Origin of the sequence: Chrysosporum bergii ANA360D, assembly GCF_029891735.1 — a bacterium.
In the GTDB taxonomy this organism is placed as follows: domain Bacteria; phylum Cyanobacteriota; class Cyanobacteriia; order Cyanobacteriales; family Nostocaceae; genus Umezakia; species Umezakia bergii.
This window is the reverse complement of sequence record NZ_JANQDH010000082.1, coordinates 1-18879: the sequence shown is the minus strand read 5'-3', so window position 1 is coordinate 18879 and position 18879 is coordinate 1. Positions and strand designations below refer to the sequence as shown.

The following is an 18879-nucleotide window of genomic DNA, read 5'->3' as shown; positions in this document are numbered from 1 at the left end:
TTATTCTGGGTAATATTGACTATGGCTGTGGGGAATTTGCAGTCCTTGGATTTTTAAGTTTTGTAGACGATGTAAAAATACTGCTCCTCTGATGATATGGTAGGCAATATCTACTACTCGACGATTACTTAGTTCAGCTAAATAAGAGTTTTTGACCCAACTATTAAAACTACCCATGGCGGGGCTGCACCAAATTTGATAGTCTATTTCTCGATTTTTTTCCCCAGATTTAGCCCACCGGGAAGATAGTCCTAAATACCAGCCAAAAATTGCGGCCATTTTGATTTTTGGGTAGGTTATGGCTTGCTGGAGCTTCTCTGGGTTGTGTTGGGATAAATAATCAACTGTTTCTCGCCAAATGCTATCTAAACTACTCCTAAATACCTGATTTTCTAGTTTTTCTCTCTCCTGGGGGGGAATATCATCAATGGAGTTATGGGTTTTATACAATTCAAATAGCTTTTGCGATCGCAAGGGAAAGAGAGTACCTTTTTTCAGGACTTGTAATTTAACACCCATTTCAAACATATCAGCTGCTGGAGCCATGATCACATCAGTCATTTCCGCCTGAGCTAGCAACTGCTTGGTGTAATCGGAGGTGCCGGCTTCGACACAACATTGATTGATGGAACCAGTGACAATATAAGCTGCGCCCATCATAAAGGCTGCTAAGGCTGACCGGGGGGTGGCAATTCCCCCGGCGACTCCTATTCTGACTGGGCTTTGGTAGCCATATTGTGCTTGGACTTCATCTCTGAGTTGTAAAATGGAGGGTAATAAACACACCAGGGGGCGATTATCGGTATGACCTCCGGAGTCTCCTTCCACTGTGATATCGTCGGCCATGGGAATTTTAGCGGCTAAGTTGGCTTGTTGTTCGGTGATCAGATTATTTTGTAATAATCTTTTGAGAATTTTAAAGGGTGGCGGTTGTAAAAATTTGATAGCGACTTCTGGGCGAGAAATTTTAGCAATGATTTTATTTTTAATCTGGATTTGATTAAGGGAGTTTAAGGTTAAACCTGCTGTTCGGTAATAAACCAAGCTTTCTGTTAGTTCTAGGAAAGCAGAGGCTTCTATGGTGGTGATTTGTTTTTTTAGATATAGCTCAACGGTGCTGTACTCCTTTGCTAAATTTCCGGGACTGTGGAGAAGGTTAAAGGCAAAGGGTCCGTGAGGTAGGGCTGTTTGAATGCGGTTGATGGCTGTTTCAATGCGGTTTAAAGACAATCCGCCAGCACCAAAACAACCAAGAAGTTGATTTTTACCTAATGCAATGACTAGTTCTTCTGAGGCAATACCTTGAGCCATTGCGCCGGCCATGTAAGCATATTTGAGTTGGTGAAAAGTTAAAAAATCTCTGTCCCCTAACTGTGCCAGACCTATAGGGGGGATAGATATTAGTTGCTGTCTGTCCTCTATTTCGTGATTAGTGATGCCTATTTTGTCATCAATTTTGACAATATAACAGGGTTGACTAAAATTAAGTAATTTAGATTTAATACCATTGCCATCAAAGGAAATGTCATTTAAGGACTGAGAATATATTTTATAACTGTTGGAGGGTTGGGAGGAAATCTGTAGTAGAGAGTTGCTGGGTTTAGAATTAGTAAGCATGATTTTTGAGAATGATGTTTTGAGGGGTAAGGTGGGAAGGGTAGGGGTAAGCTGAAAGATTTTAAGTAATAAAAACGGTTGCTTTGTTTAGCTGTCTGGTTGGTTAAATAATGTTGATAAGTCTACATCTACTTGATGACTAAGTAGCTGGGCGATGGCTTTAATAATGTTTGTGTAGTCGTCTGTTTTTCTTTTGTTTAGGGGTATGGCTAGGTGTGGTTTACCGGATAAAATTTTGTTAATCCATCGAGAACAGTTACTCCCTACACCCACTTCTATAAAAATTTTGCAGTTTTGATTATAGATGTGGTTAACTAACTCAGGGAAGTTAAGTTGTTTACACAATCCTTGAGCTATGCTCTCAGCAATACAGTGACTCTCAAGATTTATGGGGTTGTGGTGAGCGGCTGAGTAAAATAAGGTTTCTGAAATACAATTAACGGGGAGGGTGTTGATTTTAACTAGTTCTTGGTACTCAGAGACCATGGGCTGGCAATGAATTACATGATTAATGTGAGCGGTGCAAGCATGACAGTTAAGTTTTTTAATCACTCGTTGACAAGCGAGAGTTTCTCCAAAAATAATTACTTCGTCTGGAGTATTTATTAATGTGATGTAAACTCGTTCTTCTAAATCAACAGCTGCTTTGACTTGCTCAAGTGGGCATAGAAGCAGATAATTACCACAAAAATCATTTGGTAAGTTGGAGTTTAGCCCCCAATACTCTCGCACTGCTTCTTTGGTTCCATTAATTCTGTTTTTAAAGAGAAGGGAGTTATTTAAGGCATCACTGCTATGCTTGAAGTCTTGCCATACGCCCTGGGCAAACATCATGCTAATTTCTCCCAAGCTATATCCAAATACACGGCTGGGTTTGATGTGAAAGTAATCTCTAAGTATTGCTGTTAATAATCCAGCAATACCTACTTCTGCTTCCAACATAATTAATGGGTGGTTAATTAATTCTTGTTCTAATTTCCCTAACTCTCTTGGTGAAAGTTCATGAATAGTTCTGGGGTATAGGACTCTATCAATTTTAGCGACCCGGTGGTAAAGGCTGCTAATGGCTGGGTTATGGTAAATTTGGGGAAATGACCGGAATAAGTCTCTGGCTATGCCAATGTAGGAGTTGAAGGAACCAGGATATACAAAGGCTAGTTGAGAGTTTTTCCCTAGGGGTTCGGGGGTAAAATAACTACCATTGGGGGTTTGCCAGGGAGTTTGAGTTGCTAGGGCTTGGTTTACTCCAGGGATGGCATGATGAATTTGTTGGTTTAGTTCTTTGTGGTTACTCCCAAGTATAGAGAGGATGTGTTTTGGCTGGCTATGTTGTTGAAACTTTTGATAAGAATCTTTGGCTATTGTAGCTAGGTCGGTTTGATTACGGAGAATTTCTGACAGTTGGTTAATTTGTTCTAATAGGGTAGAGCGATCGCTGGCTGCGATAGGGAATAAATATTTAGATTTGCGCAAGGAGTTGTCCTGCACTGTTGCACTGTTAGTAACTGTTTTGTTGGCTTCTGAAACAACAATATATGTATAAGTTTGGTTCAATTCTAGGATGGCGGCTATTCTTTTATGCTGTCCAGGTTCTAAAAACCAGGGTTTAGACATTCTAGGGAGATAAAAGCAGCTATTCTCCCAGATTTCTAGGTTTTTGGGGATGCAGCTTTTACTTAAGGTGGGAATGTAGCTGTGATGTAAGGATAGGGCTGTTTTAACTAAGCTGGTTAAAACCGACTCTCCCCAAGGATTACCACCCAGGGCGCAATTAAGGGCAGGACAATGACTATGAGCGGATATTATGCTGTTAACTTGTTGGTTGTTTTTGTTGATTAGTTCTAGGTAACCAATGTCTTGGAGTTTTATGTCATCTATTTTCAGTAATTCTGCTTTAAGCTGGGAAATATCTTCTGTATTAACTAAACCGTTAATTATTGCATATATGCAATAAGATTGCTTGATGGCGGTTTGTTCTAAGGACAGTAAAACACCGACGGCTTCTTGATTAATAGCATCTTGGAAGGCTTGCAACAGAACTACGCTGGCTTGTTCAGTGGTTAATATTTGTTGAGTTAAGGTTAATGCCTGAAAAATTGTTTCTACTTTAAATACTAAGGTGTTTGTTGAGTGGTGCAAGTCTTGAGGTATGGTTACACTTAAATTGGCTATGACAACTATGGCTATTTTTGATTGGGGTTGAATTTGGGCTTTTTCCAGGATTTTATTCGTTAAAACTGAATTTATATGGGAATCAACTGTATCCGCAGATATGAAAGAAGCCCCTTGTTCTCCGCGGTAAATGTACTCCTCTAAGTGTTGTAAGTCGGGACAGTTAACCCCTAGATAACAATCCATGCCAATAATTGCTAGGTTGGTTATTTGAGTTATGTTTGCTGGTTTGATTGGTTTCATAATTCAAGTGTGAAGAAATATTAAGTAGGTTTTATTTAAGGGGTGTATTACTTTCCACCCCTTAAGTGGTGATTAAGCTTTGGCTAATGGACGAGAAAGAAGGGTTCCTCTAGCTTGTGTCATCTGACAATATATTTTCCCTAGGACATCATGGGTGATGATATTTGCTGTAACTATTGATTCTGACTTTGATTTAATTTCACTACAGATATAAAATTCTTGGTCAAATGGTAGTGGCGCGAATTGCTCAAATTTGGTGATTCCGGCTGGTAAGCTTCCTGTTTGATAAAAATATTGTGACCAAATCCATAAGGATTGAATTTGTACATCGACTATGTAGGGGTTAAAGCTTTGGACTGGGAATTGTCCTTGTTTAGAGGAATCCAGGTTAGGTAATTTACATTTGGTTACAATTCTTTGGGGACTAAGTTCCAGAATTGTTTTAATTCCCTGAAAGCTGGAGCCATGAAATAGCTTTGATGTCCCATTTTGATCATAGGGTTGACCTAAAGTTGATGAAGATTGGTATTTGGTAGGTGAGTGGAAAGGTGGTGGGGGTATTTCTCGCGTTAGTTGAATTTCAGCACTAAAGTGATAACGAAGTACTCCGGAATTATTGCTGATGATTTGGGCTTTTAGTTCAATTTCATTGGTTTTAGCTGTTTCTACTAGTTCTAGTGTGTATTTTTGTGGTGTATGGTCATCAAATACAATACCTTTTAAAACTTTAAAGTCCTTACAGCTAAAGAATAAGTAACCGGGATGAAGCTGTTCACAGGCGTTAACTATCCAATTTAAGGCACAAGTGGCGGGGAGGACGGGTTTACCAGCAATCACGTGATCTATTAAGAATGGATTGGCGGCTAGGCTTAATTGTCTGTGAATGCGAATTGTTTTTAATTCTGGGTTAAGTGGTGGGGGCGGGGGGATGATGGGATTGCCAATAATTATTTGGGGCTGTCCATGGTTCTTTTGGAGTTGTTGGATGAATATCTGGGTTCCTGTTTGGATGGGAATAGTTTTGATGTGGCGTTCTGAGAAGGCTTTTTTTAGGACTGGTGTGACCATGCCGGTTTCCCAGGGTCCCCAGTTTATGGCTAGGGTGTGACAATGGGGATGTTTGCGTTTAATAGTATGGGCGGTTTTGTTCAGGATTTCATTAGCGATCGCATAATCGGTTTGTCCTGGGTTACCATAAACTCCGACTACGGAGGAAAATAAGATTAGGTATTGTAGTTGTTCGGGGGGAATGCACTGTAATAAGTTTTCTAAGCCATCAACTTTTGGGTTATAAACTAGTTCAAAGTCTTGTAAGGTTTTTTTGTGGATTAGCTTATCGGCTAGGTTACCTGCTCCGTGGATAATTCCTGTAATTAGACCTGATTGATCAGTTATGTTTTTGAGTTCTTGAGTCAAGTGTATTTGGTTGGTGATGTCTGCGCATATATATCTTGCTTCTCCTCCTGCTTGTTTAATGGCTTGTAAGGTGGCTGCTATTTCTCGACTGGAGATGATTGGTTGTAGTTCTTTTTCTATTTGGGCTGGTGTGGGTTGAATGTTTTTGGCTAGATTCCTGGTGATTATTTCTTGTTTTAGTTGAGACGGTTCTGTTAGTTTAATTGACCAGTCAGGCTCTGGCGCAAAAGTAGAACGACCTAAAAGAATGAATTTACATTGATATTTCTGTGCTATGGCTATTACACATTGAGCGGTTATGCCTTTTGCTCCTCCACTGACTAGAAAAATTTGATCTTTAAGACTGGAGCTATTTTTGACGGGGATGTGGTTAAGTTGGGGGGTGGTGGTTAAGGTTGTGCGCTGGTCAGGGGTGTAACCTATTTCTGTAATTAAGTTGTTGGGGTCGTGGAGTTCGGCTAGGATATGTTGTACTGTTGTTTGGGAATCTAGATGGGGGCTGATATCCAGGGACCGACAGAATACATTGGTCCATTCCTGTTTTAGGGTTTTGGTTAATCCAAGTAGTCCGGCGGCTATTAAACTAGGGTTGATTTCTTGTCCTAGTCCTAGTTGACCGTCTAAGTGGGTCACTGTGAGGAAGTAAGCTTGTCCTTGTTGGGCTGCTTGGTTTAATGGTTGTTTTAGGTATTTAGCAATTAAGAATACGTGACTTAGGAGGTTTTTCTCTGTAAGGGAATCTGGGGGTTCTGAAGGGTGGAGGTGAATAAAAGCTCCTATGGAACCATGTTCAGAAGCTATGCTCTGGAGTTGTTGCTGTAGATTTTCTTCGCCCCAATACTCTAGTACTACTCGGTTGAGGTTATCTAATTCTGGGTTGTTTTGAGTATTTTTAGGGGGAAAGCTTAATATTACTGTTTTCCATCCTTTTTTATCTAAGGCTTCTGCTAGTTTAGTTGTTACTGGGCTGTGATCATCGGTGATTAGAGCAATGTGGTTTGGTGGAATGGTGGTTTCTAAGGTGTCTGGTAAGGGGAGGGGTTGGAGTTCAATAAGTCTGGGGTGAATGGTGTCTGTGGTTGCTGTGGTTTGGGGGGGTATGTTGATTTTTTCTTGTATATAATGGACTATTTCTTGTAAAGTCCGTAGTTGGGCTAGTTCTTCTGGGTTGGGAGGGGATGAGTCGGGGTGTGATTCTGGTTGTGTTTCTAGTAATGCACTGAGAATTTCTACTCGCTTGATTGAGTCAATCCCTAGGTCTGCTTCTATGTCCATGGACATTTCTAGCATTTCTACGGGATAACCGGTTTTGTCGCTGACTATGTTTAGTAGAGTTTGGTCTAGGGAATCACTGGAGGTGGTGGAATTAGTGTTAGGTTCTGTAGCTTTTGATGGTGGCTCAGGTATGGCAGGGGGTTGGGGGGTGTTATCGATGGTAATTAGCAGGTCTTTTTCTGTGGGAACTTGATGTTGTTGAAGTAACTGGAGGACTTGCTGGGTGTATTGTTGTTGGGATGTTAAGTATTGTTGGTGAAGTTGCAGTACTTGATTTTGATGATGGTTGAGTTCGGTTAAGGTCTGTTGTAGGTTATTCATGGTTACCTGCTGGTTGTTTATTTGCTGCTGTCTTTCTTGAAGTTGGGGAGATGTGTAATTAATGCCGGTTAGCACTACAGTTGAAGGTGTTTTTAGGGGTGGAATGGTGGCTGGAATTGAGTAACTGTCTGGGTCTGTTAGAGGTACTCCCGCTACTCGCAGTTGAATTATTGCTTCTCGTAGACTGCGATCGCTATCCTTGTGAGGATGTGAGTTTAAGGGTATGGCTAGGTGCGATCGCTCGCCTAGAATTTCTGTAACTAATTTGGTGAGAATGTTCCGGGGTCCGATTTCTACAAAACAGTAACCGCCTTCTGCGTATATGTTTTCTATTTGTTGCTGAAATAAAACTGGATTAACTAAGTGTTCGGAGAGGATGTTTTTAATTACTTTTGGTTGTGGGGGGTAGGGTGTGGCTGTGAAGTTAGTATAAACTGGTGTTTTGGGTGAATTAATGTTTATATTTTCTAGGGCTTGGGTGAAGGCTTGGCGAGCATATCCCACCAGAGAGGTGTGGAAGGCAGCAGCTACTGGTAAAGGTACTGTATGAAAACCGTGGGCGTTCAGTAGGGGGGTAATTGCATTGATGTCTGCTGTGGTTCCTGCTATAACTAATTGTTGGCACGAGTTAAAGTTGGCAATAGTTATGGCTGGAAAAGGAGCGATCGCTTGTTTAATAGCTTGAAAGTCTCCTTTTACTGCCAGCATGGTTCCTCTGTCTAACTCTGAATTTTCTGGAACTGCCATGGCTAGACCCCTAGCTTTAGCTAAACGATAGTAATCAGACTGACTCATAACTCCAGCAGCCCATAAAGCAGTTAGTTCCCCGAAACTATGACCAGCTAGAAAATCTGGTTTAAATCCTGCTTGTTGTAGAAGTTGGTAAAGTCCGGAGCTAAAAGCTGCTATGGCAAGTTGTGCATATTGTGTTTTTTGTAGAATTTCTTTTTGTGTGGTTTTAACCCCAGAGTCAAGGGCGGGAGGAGGAAAAACAACAGAAGAAATGGGCTGTAACTTGCTACCTGTCAACAATTGATCTATTTCTGTGTAGATTTGACGAAAACCAGGAAAGTTGATGGTTAATTCTTTACCCATATCCAAATATTGAGAACCCTGCCCCGTGAACAAAGCCACTACTTTTTTGTGTTTCTCCATGCCATGGAAGCGGTAGTAAATTCTCTCCTGATGTTGCCAAGTTTCCACGCTGGGTTGGGTTGCTAAAAAATCAACAAACTTTTCTAGTAAGTCCCCAGCTTCACTACAGCTATTGACCACTAACCCGACTCTAGGGTATGTGGTAGGTACTTTTAAAACCTTGCTTTCAGCCACTAAACTTTGGTAATACTTCTCTCTATTAACAGACTGTAACTGAAATTGAATTTCCCCACAGCGTGACAATAGCCCCTCTCGTGTTTGGGAGCAAATCAGTATTGATCCAGGGGTGGAATGCACCCGGTAAGGTTTACTATGCTCTTGCTTATACTCTTCTAATACCACATGGTAGTTAGTACCACCAAACCCAAAAGCACTTACCCCAGCCCGTCTTGGTTGATTAGCAGTACTTATCCAAGGTCGGGTATGGGTGTTTAAGTAAAAGGGGGAATCTTTAATTGTCAATTTAGAGTTTGGTTCAGAAATATTAATAGTAGGAGGCAATATTTTATGATGTAGAGCCAGAGCCGCTTTAATTAAACCCGCAGCCCCCGCTGCTGCTTTGGTATGTCCAATCTGAGATTTAACACTCCCCAGAGCTATATATTGCCCCTGGTGATTGTTTTCACCGAAAACCGCCATCATTGATGTGATTTCAGTTGAGTCTCCTGCGATCGTTCCAGTACCGTGGGCTTCCACTAAGCCAACAGAACCAGGTAAACATTGCGCCGCTTCATAAGCCCGACGTAGAGCAGTAACTTGACCCTCTGAGCGAGGAGCGTATATGCTCCTGTGCCGACCATCACTAGAAGCCCCCACCCCTTTAATAACCCCATAAATTTTGTTTTTATCCCTTTCCGCATCTTCTAAACGTTTAAGCACCAACATCCCTATCCCTTCCCCCAAAATCATCCCATCAGCACTAGCATCAAAAGGTTTAGAAGATAAACTTGAAGAAACAGCGGGTGTTTTACTAAAACACATATAAGCCATAATGGAGTTATCTGTATCCACCCCACCCGTCAACATCACATCTGCCCGCCTAGTCGCCAACTCAGTAACAGCCATTTGTACAGCTGCCAGAGAACTGGCACAAGCAGCATCAACTACACAATTCATCCCCTCTAAATTAAAGCGATTAGCAATCCTCCCAGCAATTACATTAGCCAGCATTCCCGGAAAAGCATTTTCATTCCACCCCACATAAGCATTTTTAATTCTTTCCACTATGTTTTGAGTCTGTTCATCTGACAAACCACTGTTTTTAAGAACTTTTTCCCACACTGGATATTGCAGTCTTGCCCCCAGAGACACAGCCAATTGTCTCCCGGCTGCCACTCCTAAAATTACCCCAGTCCTGTGGTGGTTACTTTCCTCCCTTTTTTTGTACCCAGCGTCTGCTAATGCTGACCCAGCGACTACTAAGCTCAAAAGTTGAGATATATCTGTCACTTCTAATATATTAGGTGGCAGCCCAAATTCTACGGGGTTGAAATTAATTCCTGGAATAAATCCACCCCTTTTTGAGTGGGTTTTGTCGGCAGTTTTGGGGTTTGGATCATAATAATCATCTATATCCCAACGAGAAGGCGGAACATCAGTAATACAATCAACCTCCTGAATAATATTTTGCCAATATTCCTCTAAGTTCCCAGCTTGGGGAAATATACAAGCCATGCCAACAATAGCAATTGGTGTATCTTGCGTTTGTGTGCTGATTTCGCTATGATTCGCCATAGGTTTTTTTTTCTCTTTTATTTGCTTGAGTAGATAAGTTTCACAATTGCTGATTTGATCTTGCAACTGTTTTAATTCAGCTTCGATTTTAGAAGCAGCCATGACTTGAGATTCACTATTATGCTTGTCAAGGTAAAATATTTCGGTTGGCAAATAATTTGTAGATGTATGGAAACTAGCAAGACAAATTATTTTAACTCAGCTTAATCTAGATCATTCTATGAATTTGCTAGTTGTAGTTATATTAGAATAATTGATTCTGGATCGCAACTTATATGCAACTCCATATTTATGACCTAGAATGAATGATTGATTTTGCACTATCATAGGTAAATAGTTCAATAATTAGTTTCGGAATCAGTATGATCATGGTTTTTTGTCTTCATTGCTTGTGTTTGATTATTAGATAATAGTTTCTGCTCTAGCTGACTAATACTAATACCAAGCTCAGAAGCGGTTTTGTTTTTCCATTCTTCTAGCTCAAAATCGTGTTGATTGAGCCATTCATGCACCAATAAACGCGCCATTTCTGCTTTACGAAGAGTTTGACGAGCCGCATGAAAAATTAGCCTCTGATTATCAAAACTTGGTAACGAGAGCATGAATCGCTGTAATCTCATTGTGTATATGCTCTTTAGAGGGCATTAACTATTAATTGAATACTTATTCAATCCTTGATTTTTTATTCTGCCATACACTAAGTTCATATTTGTAAAAATTGCATAAAAATTGCATATATTTAGTTTTCATGTTTTTTATTTACGAATTTTATATTTTATGCTTTAATTTAATTGTTTCATACTACAGGATATAAATCAATTTGAGAAAATTATTTAATTAATAACTGATTTCATCTACCTAAAGATTGATTCTATAGCTAGAAGAAACATTAAAGGAGTCCTTATTTAATCCCAGTAAATTTATTTACTAATATATATATTGCTGATATCTTATTAAAGATGTTGCGTATGGGTTGCAATTGAGCATCAAGGTGTTTATTATATTTAATATAAAAGGTAATTAAAAACTGTTAAATTTTCCAGTAGAGAAATACAGAGATATAAACTTATTTAAATATCTCATGTCTCTTTCATGGAAATTGAGGCAGAATGAGGGTCAAATTCCATATAAACCGTGCTGCATCAAGCATTCTACATCATTAAACTGACAGAAAACTATAAGGAATTGCTGGCATGAGACTATCTGAGTTAGATCCACTCATACCGCTAGTTGAGTTAAGAGAAGAACTTCTAAAGTTACCAAAAGGCTACTCGTTTTATGAGCAAGAAATAATAGATTTCTTATCGCGACGAAGATGGCCTGAGAGTAACCGACGCATTGATAGAACAACATTTTGGCGATGGAGAACTGATAATAAAATTGAGCATCAAAAATTGTTCAGCCGATTGGATATTTTGAAACTCTGCCAAATTTGCGACCATTATCGGATAGATGGTACACGTAGTGAATACTTAGCAATTATGCAGAATCAAAAAGAAACAACACTAAATAGTAATAAAACCAGCTGAAATCTTTGATATTACAAGGGTGTGGGGTGTTTGCAATAAAACACTACACTCTACACCTGTTCCTAGTACAGAAGGTTTTAAATATCAATGTGTTTGTAGATATTTCAATATCTCTAACTAAAAAAATGATTATGGTAACTAAACAAAAGCAATTATTCAGAAAACCCATAAGTCAGTTATCTATAATTTTGGTAATTTCTATACCTCTAACTATGGGTATAGTTACTTGGTACAGATGGTCAAGAAGTGGTTTAACTTCTACATTAGAACCCCCAATCATACCAACTAGCTCCCTCGGTATAACTACTGTTGCTGCTTTAGGACGTTTAGAACCTCAAGGTGACGTGATTCGTTTATCTGCTGCTAATTCTCAAGGTGCGCTGAGGGTGGCCAAACTTTTGGTTAATCAAGGAGATTGGGTCTCTGAAGGACAAGTAGTGGCTATTCTTGACAATTACTACACTCGCCTAGCAGCTTTGGAAAAAGCCAAAAAACAAGTTTTAGTCGCTCAAGCTAATGTTAATCGGGTTACAGCAGGAGCGAAAGCCGGAGACATCTCCGCACAAGAAGCCAGAATTGCTGGTTTGGAAGCTGAGTTAATGGGAGAAGTTTCCGCACAAGAAGCCAGAATTGCTCGTTTAAAAGTTGAGTTACGTAATGCTGACACTGAAAATCAACGATATCAACAGTTATATCAAGAAGGTGCAATTTCAGCATCTAACTCAGAAACTAAACAGTTGCGAGTAGATACTGTCCGACAACAACTTAATGAGGCTAAAGCTGCTTTTAAGCAAACTGTAGAAACTCTAAAAAAGCAGTTACAAGAAGCTAAAGCTAAACTCCAGAGTATTACCGAAGTCCGTCCTACTGATGTGCAAGCTGCACAAACTGATGTTGAAAGTGCGATCGCCTCAGTCAAACAGGCTGAAGCAGACTGGGATTTAACTTCAGTGCGATCGCCCATCCATGGCCAAGTGCTGAAAGTTAATACTCGTCCTGGGGAAATTATCAGCAACACCGGAATAATAGAATTAGGACGTACACAGCAAATGTATGTAGTTGCAGAAGTCTATGAAACTGATATTCAAAAGGTGCGTTTAGGTCAGTCTGCTGTAATTACTAGTAATGCTTTTGCGGGAGAACTACGCGGAAAAGTCACTGATATTGGTTTACAAGTAAATAGACAAAATATTTTTGACCTTAATCCACAAGCAGATACAGATCACAAAGTAGTTGATGTCAAAATCCGCCTTGATCATCCACCTAATCACCAACAAGTTAGTACTCTGACTGATTTACAAGTACAAGTACTCATTTATATATAAACTATATAAACCCATAATTTGAGGTGTTCTGAATGATTCTTAACATACCTCTAGCTTGGCTACAACTAGCCAAACAAAGAGTTCGCTTTATTGTTGCTTTAGCGGGAATTTCCTTTGTATCTGTCTTAATGTTTCTACAAATTGGTTTCCAAGATGCTCTTTATGACAGTGCTACACAGTTGCATAATCATCTAGATGGCGATTTATTTTTAATTAGTGTTCAATATCAATCTTTGACATCTAATCAAAGTTTTCCCCGCCAGCGTTTATATCAGAGTTTAGGTTTTGAAGATGTGGAATCTGTGCGTCCTTTATATGTGCAATTCGCTAAACTAAAAAACCCAAAAACTGGACTAAAATACCCTATATACGTTTTAGGTATTGAACCAGTTATATCAAGTTTTACTTTACCAAGCATTCAGCAAAATATCCATTTACTACGACTTCCCGATCAGGTTTTATTTGACCGCGCTTCTCGGACAGAATTTGGACCTATTGCTGAAAAATTTCATCAGGGAAACTCTGTAGAAGCGGAAATATTTAGTTACACTGGACTAATTGGTTATAAAGTCAAGATTGGCGGCTTATTTAGTTTAGGTCCTTCTTTTGGAGTCGATGGAAATTTAATAGTTAGTACTTCCACTTTTATGCGGATATTTCAAGACCGTTCAGTACAAAATATAGATATAGGTTTAATTAAGCTCAAGTCAGGTGCTAATGTTAAGAAGCTTGTAGGCGATTTAATAAGTAAATTGCCTAAAGATGTGAGGGTGATTAGTCGTCAGGACTTTATAAATTTAGAAAAAAATTATTGGACTGTAAGAACACCCATTGGCTTTGTGTTTAACTTTATGGTGATAATGGGATTTATTGTTGGTGTCATTGTTGTTTATCAAATTCTCTATAGTAATATTTCTACTCATTTAACCGAATATGCCACACTCAAAGCTATGGGTTTTAAAAACAAATACCTTTTAAATATAGTTTTTCAACAAGCCCTAATTTTAGCATCTTTAGGGTATATTCCAGGTTTTGCCATATCGCTGGGTTTGTATGACCTGGCTAAAAATGCCACTAATCTACCTGTGATTATGAATTTAAATAGAGCATTTATTGTGTTATTTATGGCAACGTTTATGTGCTTATTATCTGGATTTTTATCTACAATCAAGTTAAGAAATTTAGACCCAGCAGATATTTTTTAAAAGCTTAATTACCGATTATAGCCATCAAAATGATAGTTAAATCACCGGAAAAACGATACATAGTTAAAATCCATAACCTCAATCAATACCTAGGTAACAAAGGGTTACAAGTTCGGATTTTGTTTGATATTAACTTAGCTATTCAACCAGGAGAAATTGTAATTATGACCGGACCTTCAGGTTCAGGAAAAACAACTTTACTAACCTTAATTGGTGGCTTACGTTCAGTTCAAGAAGGAAGCCTTAAATTTTTAGGAGAGGAACTTTATCAAGCCAGCAATGAGCAATTAGTACAAGTGCGTCGTCGTATTGGTTATATTTTTCAAGCTCACAACTTATTAGATTTTTTAACAGCTAGACAAAACGTACAAATGACTCTGGAATTACATAAAAACATATCCGCAGCAGATGCGCGCCGCCAATCAGAAGCCATGCTCAATGCTGTAAAATTGGGACATCGAGTAAATTACTATCCATCTGCTCTTTCAGGAGGACAAAAGCAACGAGTAGCCATCGCCCGCGCCTTGGTCAGTCGTCCTCAATTAATTCTAGCTGATGAACCTACCGCAGCTTTAGATAGTAAATCGGGAAGAGATGTTGTTAACTTGATGCAACAATTAGCCAAAGAACAAAACTGCGCCGTCTTAATAGTAACTCACGACCACCGCATTTTAGACATAGCAGACAGAATAATTCACATGGAAGACGGGCGACTAATTTAGTTTAGAGCTAATACTTGTAATACTTGTATTTTTATCTCCGCATCTTCCCACGTTTAGTGAACTAATTAATACTAGTAAGTTAAACCAATAATTAATAAAATATTTTTCAAATCATTAAGAGTTATTTAATTAAAAAACAGAAACATTGTTAAATATAAAGGCTAAAACCCTATCATAGAATAGGTTTGAGCTATTAATTACTAACTTTAAACCCCCATCTCAGTTTTGAGACAATAGTCAAGCGATTTGATAATTATCCACTTATAGTTATTTTCAGTTGCAAAGGGAGAACACAGTCATGAAATTAGCTTACTGGATGTATGCAGGACCAGCCCACATTGGTACTCTGCGGGTGGCTAGCTCATTTAAAAACGTTCATGCGATTATGCACGCTCCACTAGGGGATGACTACTTTAACGTCATGCGTTCTATGTTATCGCGGGAAAGAAACTTCACCCCAGTGACAACCAGTGTGGTTGACCGCAACGTTTTAGCAAGGGGTTCGCAAGAAAAGGTGGTAGACAACATCACCCGCAAAGATGCTGAGGAACACCCAGATTTAATTGTCTTAACTCCCACCTGTACCTCTAGCATCTTGCAGGAAGATTTACACAACTTTGTCGAACGGGCGCAGCTAGAAGCCAAAGGGGATGTAATGTTAGCAGATGTTAACCATTACCGCTTTAACGAATTACAAGCCGCTGATCGCACCCTTAATCAAATCGTTCAATACTACATCGAAAAAGCCAGAAAGCGGGGAGAATTGCCACTAGGTAAAACTGCACAACCCTCTGTTAACATTATTGGTAGTTCTACTCTTGGTTTTCACAACAACCACGATTGTACCGAACTGAAGCGGCTGATGGCTGATTTGGCAATTGAAGTCAATACCATAATTCCTGAAGGCGCGACGGTTCATGAATTGAAAAAACTACCCCAAGCTTGGTTTAACTTGGTTCCTTACCGAGAACTGGGTTTAGCCACGGCTAATTATTTGTTAGGCCAATTTGGCACGCCTTATGTGGATATTACCCCTATAGGTGTAGTAGAAACTGCTCGATGTATCCGCAAGATTCAGCAGGTGATTAATGACCAAGGCGCTGATGTCAACTACGAAGAGTTTATCAATGAACAGACTTTGTATGTATCTCAGTCCGCTTGGTTCTCCCGTTCCATTGACTGTCAAAACTTGACTGGTAAAAAAGCGGTGGTGTTTGGTGACAATACCCACGCTGCGGGAATCACTAAAATTTTGGCTAGAGAAATGGGGATTCATGTTGTTTGGGCTGGAACCTACTGTAAATATGATGCTGACTGGTTTCGGGAACAGGTGAAGGACTATTGCGATGAGGTGCTGATTAGCGATGACCACGGGGAAATTGGCGATGCGATCGCTCGTGTTGAACCCGCAGCGATTTTTGGTACTCAAATGGAACGCCACGTTGGTAAACGGTTAGATATTCCCTGTGGTGTCATTGCTTCACCTATTCACGTGCAGAATTTCCCCATTGGTTACAAACCATTTTTAGGTTACGAAGGTACAAACCAGATCACAGACTTGATTTACAATTCCTTTACCTTGGGTATGGAAGACCACCTCTTAGAAATATTCGGTGGTCACGACACCAAAGAAGTGATTACCAAGGGAATTTCTGCGGAATCTGACCTCAACTGGACTAAGGACGGTCAAGCAGAATTAAACAAAATTCCTGGATTTGTGCGTGGTAAAGTCAAGCGTAACACCGAAAAATTTGCTCGTGAGCGAGGTTTTAAAGAAATTAACGCGGAAGTGCTGTATGCAGCTAAAGAAGCTGTAGGTGCTTAGTCTGGTTTTGAGGTAACATTTGTCCCTCTTCTTAGTTAGGAGAGGGATTTTGAGTTTTGGACATTACCTGAGAATAAATTTATCAAAAAAAATTTAAAAGTGTATGATATTTTCAACAATAAAATTCCATTACCACCTATGAACATTTTTCCTAATCCCTTGGTCTGGATGCCTTTGAGTGAAGAAATCAGTTCTTTTCGTAAATACTGTTATGGTATTGTTCTCAATGCCGGCTCTGGACAAAGAAGCATTCAGTTAGGTGAAAAAGATTTAAACATTGATATCACAGAGTGGAATAAACCAGATATACTGGCGGATTTACATAATATTCCTTTACTAGATCAATCGGTGGATACCATCGTATCTATTGCTGTATTAGAACATACTCAACAACCGTGGAAAATTGCTGAGGAATTTTATAGAGTCCTTAGACCCATGGGATACGGGGTTATTGCTGTTCCCTTTCTACAACCTCAGCATAACTTTCCAGGAGACTACATTCGATTTACAGAAAATGGATTGATAGAAATATTTAAATGTGCAGGTTTTGAAATCATTGATAGTACTTATGTACATCACTTCGGTCAAACTTTAGCCTGGTTACTGTGGGAGTATGTACAGTTTCACCCACCCCACAAGTTGACTTGGTTCTTTTGGCGCAATCTGATTCGTCACCTCTCATTAGGTAATTTACTTAAGGGGGATAGTCCTAATACTCACAATACTCACTATGTTATTGTCCGGAAACCAGGTGATATCAATATCAAACCTTACTATATTCAAGCTTTGGCTAATACAACTGATCAACATTGGTTTTTACCGCTTCTGGCTTGTCCTCTAACTAAGCAACCTTTGTATTTAAAAGAAGATTCTTTAGTTTCTGAAGATGGTAAATTTGTTTATGGGTTTCAAGGTCATATTCCCTATTTAGAAGCACCACCCAGTAAAATTTATGCGGAACGCATTAATCAAGTTAACTCCCAATCACAAGAATCTGACCCTGAGCTATTATCTCAATTAAGTCAGGAATTATCACAACTAAGAGCGCACATGAAAAATCTTGAGCTAGAATTGGAAACATCCAAAAATACAATTGCCATGATCCAGTCAAGTAAATTTTGGCAACTGAGAGAAATTTGGTTGCATTTAAAAACAGGTTTTAATTTAGGGAAAAAATAATTAGCTTTTAGATGACAGCAGTTTTGAAGTATTATTTTTTGGCATAAATAGATACTGCCCGGATTGAACAAAACCAATTACACCCAGTATACAAACTGAGCCATGAGTGTTAATCAAGCCTTAAGCAACGTCTCCGCTCCCATTGTTACTACTCCCATTAATAATATTGTTGTCAGAGCAAATGCAGCACATACAACCCTTAATTTAATTAATTACTTTGACGACCCCTATACAACTGGGTTAGTAGCTAATTTTCAGTTATCTAACACATCAATAGGTAATGGCGGAATCAATGTGGTGCTATTTGACCAAAACGGACTAGGCGCACCCAAAACGGTACAAAATTTCCAGAACTATGTCAACAGTGGCAGCTATAGCAATACAATTATTCATCGTTCCGCTCCTGAGTTTGTTATCCAGGGTGGTGGATTTACTGTAAATAATTTAAGGGTTGGAATAGTTCCCAGCAATGCACCAGTGGAAAATGAGTTTAGTACACGGCGTTCTAATGTAAGAGGAACCATTGCCATGGCTAAACTGGGTAATAATCCCAACAGTGCCACTAATCAATGGTTTTTCAACCTGAACGATAATTCCAGTAACCTCAATAATCAGAATGGCGGTTTTACCGTATTTGGTCAAGCCATTTCCAATAATGACTTAGGTACTATAGATGCGATCGCATCTATACCAACTTATGACGGTACTCAAGTTAATCCAGCTTTTACGGATCTTCCTCTCATTGTCGAGAACCCAGCGCAACCTGTTGTGAACCAAGATGATAATTTTATCCGTTACAGTAACATTACAATTTCACAACGAGACGAACTTAATTTTACCATCCTTGGCAACTCCAAACCTGATTTAGTCACCCCCACCATCAACGGTAATCAACTTTTACTCAATTATTTTCCTAACCAAAGCGGTACCACAGATATTTCCATTCGAGCCACAAATTTATTGGGTGAGTTTGTAGACTCTCGGTTTTCCGTCACAGTTTTACCTAGTGCTAATTCTAAAGACTTCAACAATGATGGTAAAACAGATATCCTCTTAACTAATCCCAGTCAAGGATGGAATACAGCATGGTTAATGGATAGCACCAACTATGTGGGATTTAGTAATATCTTTGGTTCTCCCGGATATAAACCAGTAGCCACA

The 18879-nt window shown here is 39.3% G+C and carries 11 protein-coding genes; 7 read left to right on the top strand and 4 right to left on the bottom strand.

Features of this window, described 5'->3' with window-relative positions:
• The 4 genes from NWP17_RS12330 to NWP17_RS12315 form a co-directional block, all read right to left on the bottom strand.
• On the bottom strand, positions 1-1617 hold the full coding sequence (locus tag NWP17_RS12330) for a PfaD family polyunsaturated fatty acid/polyketide biosynthesis protein (protein ID WP_280655200.1): 1617 nt from the start codon (positions 1615-1617) through the stop codon (positions 1-3).
• 87 nt (positions 1618-1704) lie between these two features.
• Positions 1705-4032 (bottom strand): PfaB family protein, encoded by a 2328-nt coding sequence (locus NWP17_RS12325; RefSeq protein ID WP_280655199.1) that lies wholly within the window; start codon positions 4030-4032, stop codon positions 1705-1707.
• Between the two features lie 72 nt (positions 4033-4104).
• On the bottom strand, positions 4105-10035 hold the full coding sequence (locus NWP17_RS12320; RefSeq protein ID WP_280655198.1) for a type I polyketide synthase: 5931 nt from the start codon (positions 10033-10035) through the stop codon (positions 4105-4107).
• 236 nt (positions 10036-10271) lie between these two features.
• Positions 10272-10535 (bottom strand): hypothetical protein, encoded by a 264-nt coding sequence (locus NWP17_RS12315; RefSeq protein ID WP_280655243.1) that lies wholly within the window; start codon positions 10533-10535, stop codon positions 10272-10274.
• A gap of 591 nt (positions 10536-11126) precedes the next feature.
• Between NWP17_RS12315 and NWP17_RS12310 the strand changes: the two genes are divergently transcribed.
• The 7 genes from NWP17_RS12310 to NWP17_RS12280 all read left to right on the top strand — a co-directional run.
• Complete coding sequence (locus NWP17_RS12310) at positions 11127-11462, top strand: hypothetical protein (RefSeq protein ID WP_280655197.1); 336 nt, start codon at positions 11127-11129, stop codon at positions 11460-11462.
• Between the two features lie 131 nt (positions 11463-11593).
• Positions 11594-12787, top strand: a complete 1194-nt coding sequence (locus tag NWP17_RS12305) for an ABC exporter membrane fusion protein (RefSeq protein ID WP_280655196.1) — start codon at positions 11594-11596, stop codon at positions 12785-12787.
• Positions 12788-12819: 32 nt separating this feature from the next.
• Entirely contained in the window at positions 12820-13992 is a 1173-nt protein-coding gene (gene devC, locus NWP17_RS12300) for an ABC transporter permease DevC (protein ID WP_280655195.1), read from the top strand.
• Positions 13993-14021: 29 nt separating this feature from the next.
• The gene (locus NWP17_RS12295; RefSeq protein WP_280655194.1) at positions 14022-14714 is read left to right on the top strand and encodes a DevA family ABC transporter ATP-binding protein; all 693 of its coding nucleotides are present in this window, start codon (positions 14022-14024) and stop codon (positions 14712-14714) included.
• A 298-nt stretch (positions 14715-15012) separates the two neighbouring features.
• Complete coding sequence (gene bchB / locus NWP17_RS12290; protein ID WP_280655193.1) at positions 15013-16539, top strand: ferredoxin:protochlorophyllide reductase (ATP-dependent) subunit B; 1527 nt, start codon at positions 15013-15015, stop codon at positions 16537-16539.
• Between the two features lie 138 nt (positions 16540-16677).
• Complete coding sequence (locus NWP17_RS12285; protein WP_280655192.1) at positions 16678-17718, top strand: methyltransferase domain-containing protein; 1041 nt, start codon at positions 16678-16680, stop codon at positions 17716-17718.
• A 102-nt stretch (positions 17719-17820) separates the two neighbouring features.
• The coding region (locus NWP17_RS12280) for a peptidylprolyl isomerase (protein ID WP_280655191.1) at positions 17821-18879 on the top strand (1059 nt) is incomplete at its 3' end.

Coding starts and splice junctions, on each gene's coding strand:
- NWP17_RS12330 (WP_280655200.1), bottom strand. CDS start 1,617: ATGCTTACTAATTCTAAACCCAGCAACTCTCTACTACAGATTTCCTCC.
- devC (WP_280655195.1), top strand. CDS start 12,820: ATGATTCTTAACATACCTCTAGCTTGGCTACAACTAGCCAAACAAAGA.
- NWP17_RS12310 (WP_280655197.1), top strand. CDS start 11,127: ATGAGACTATCTGAGTTAGATCCACTCATACCGCTAGTTGAGTTAAGA.
- NWP17_RS12285 (WP_280655192.1), top strand. CDS start 16,678: ATGAACATTTTTCCTAATCCCTTGGTCTGGATGCCTTTGAGTGAAGAA.
- NWP17_RS12295 (WP_280655194.1), top strand. CDS start 14,022: ATGATAGTTAAATCACCGGAAAAACGATACATAGTTAAAATCCATAAC.
- NWP17_RS12325 (WP_280655199.1), bottom strand. CDS start 4,032: ATGAAACCAATCAAACCAGCAAACATAACTCAAATAACCAACCTAGCA.
- NWP17_RS12305 (WP_280655196.1), top strand. CDS start 11,594: ATGGTAACTAAACAAAAGCAATTATTCAGAAAACCCATAAGTCAGTTA.
- NWP17_RS12315 (WP_280655243.1), bottom strand. CDS start 10,535: ATGCTCTCGTTACCAAGTTTTGATAATCAGAGGCTAATTTTTCATGCG.
- bchB (WP_280655193.1), top strand. CDS start 15,013: ATGAAATTAGCTTACTGGATGTATGCAGGACCAGCCCACATTGGTACT.
- NWP17_RS12320 (WP_280655198.1), bottom strand. CDS start 10,035: ATGGCTGCTTCTAAAATCGAAGCTGAATTAAAACAGTTGCAAGATCAA.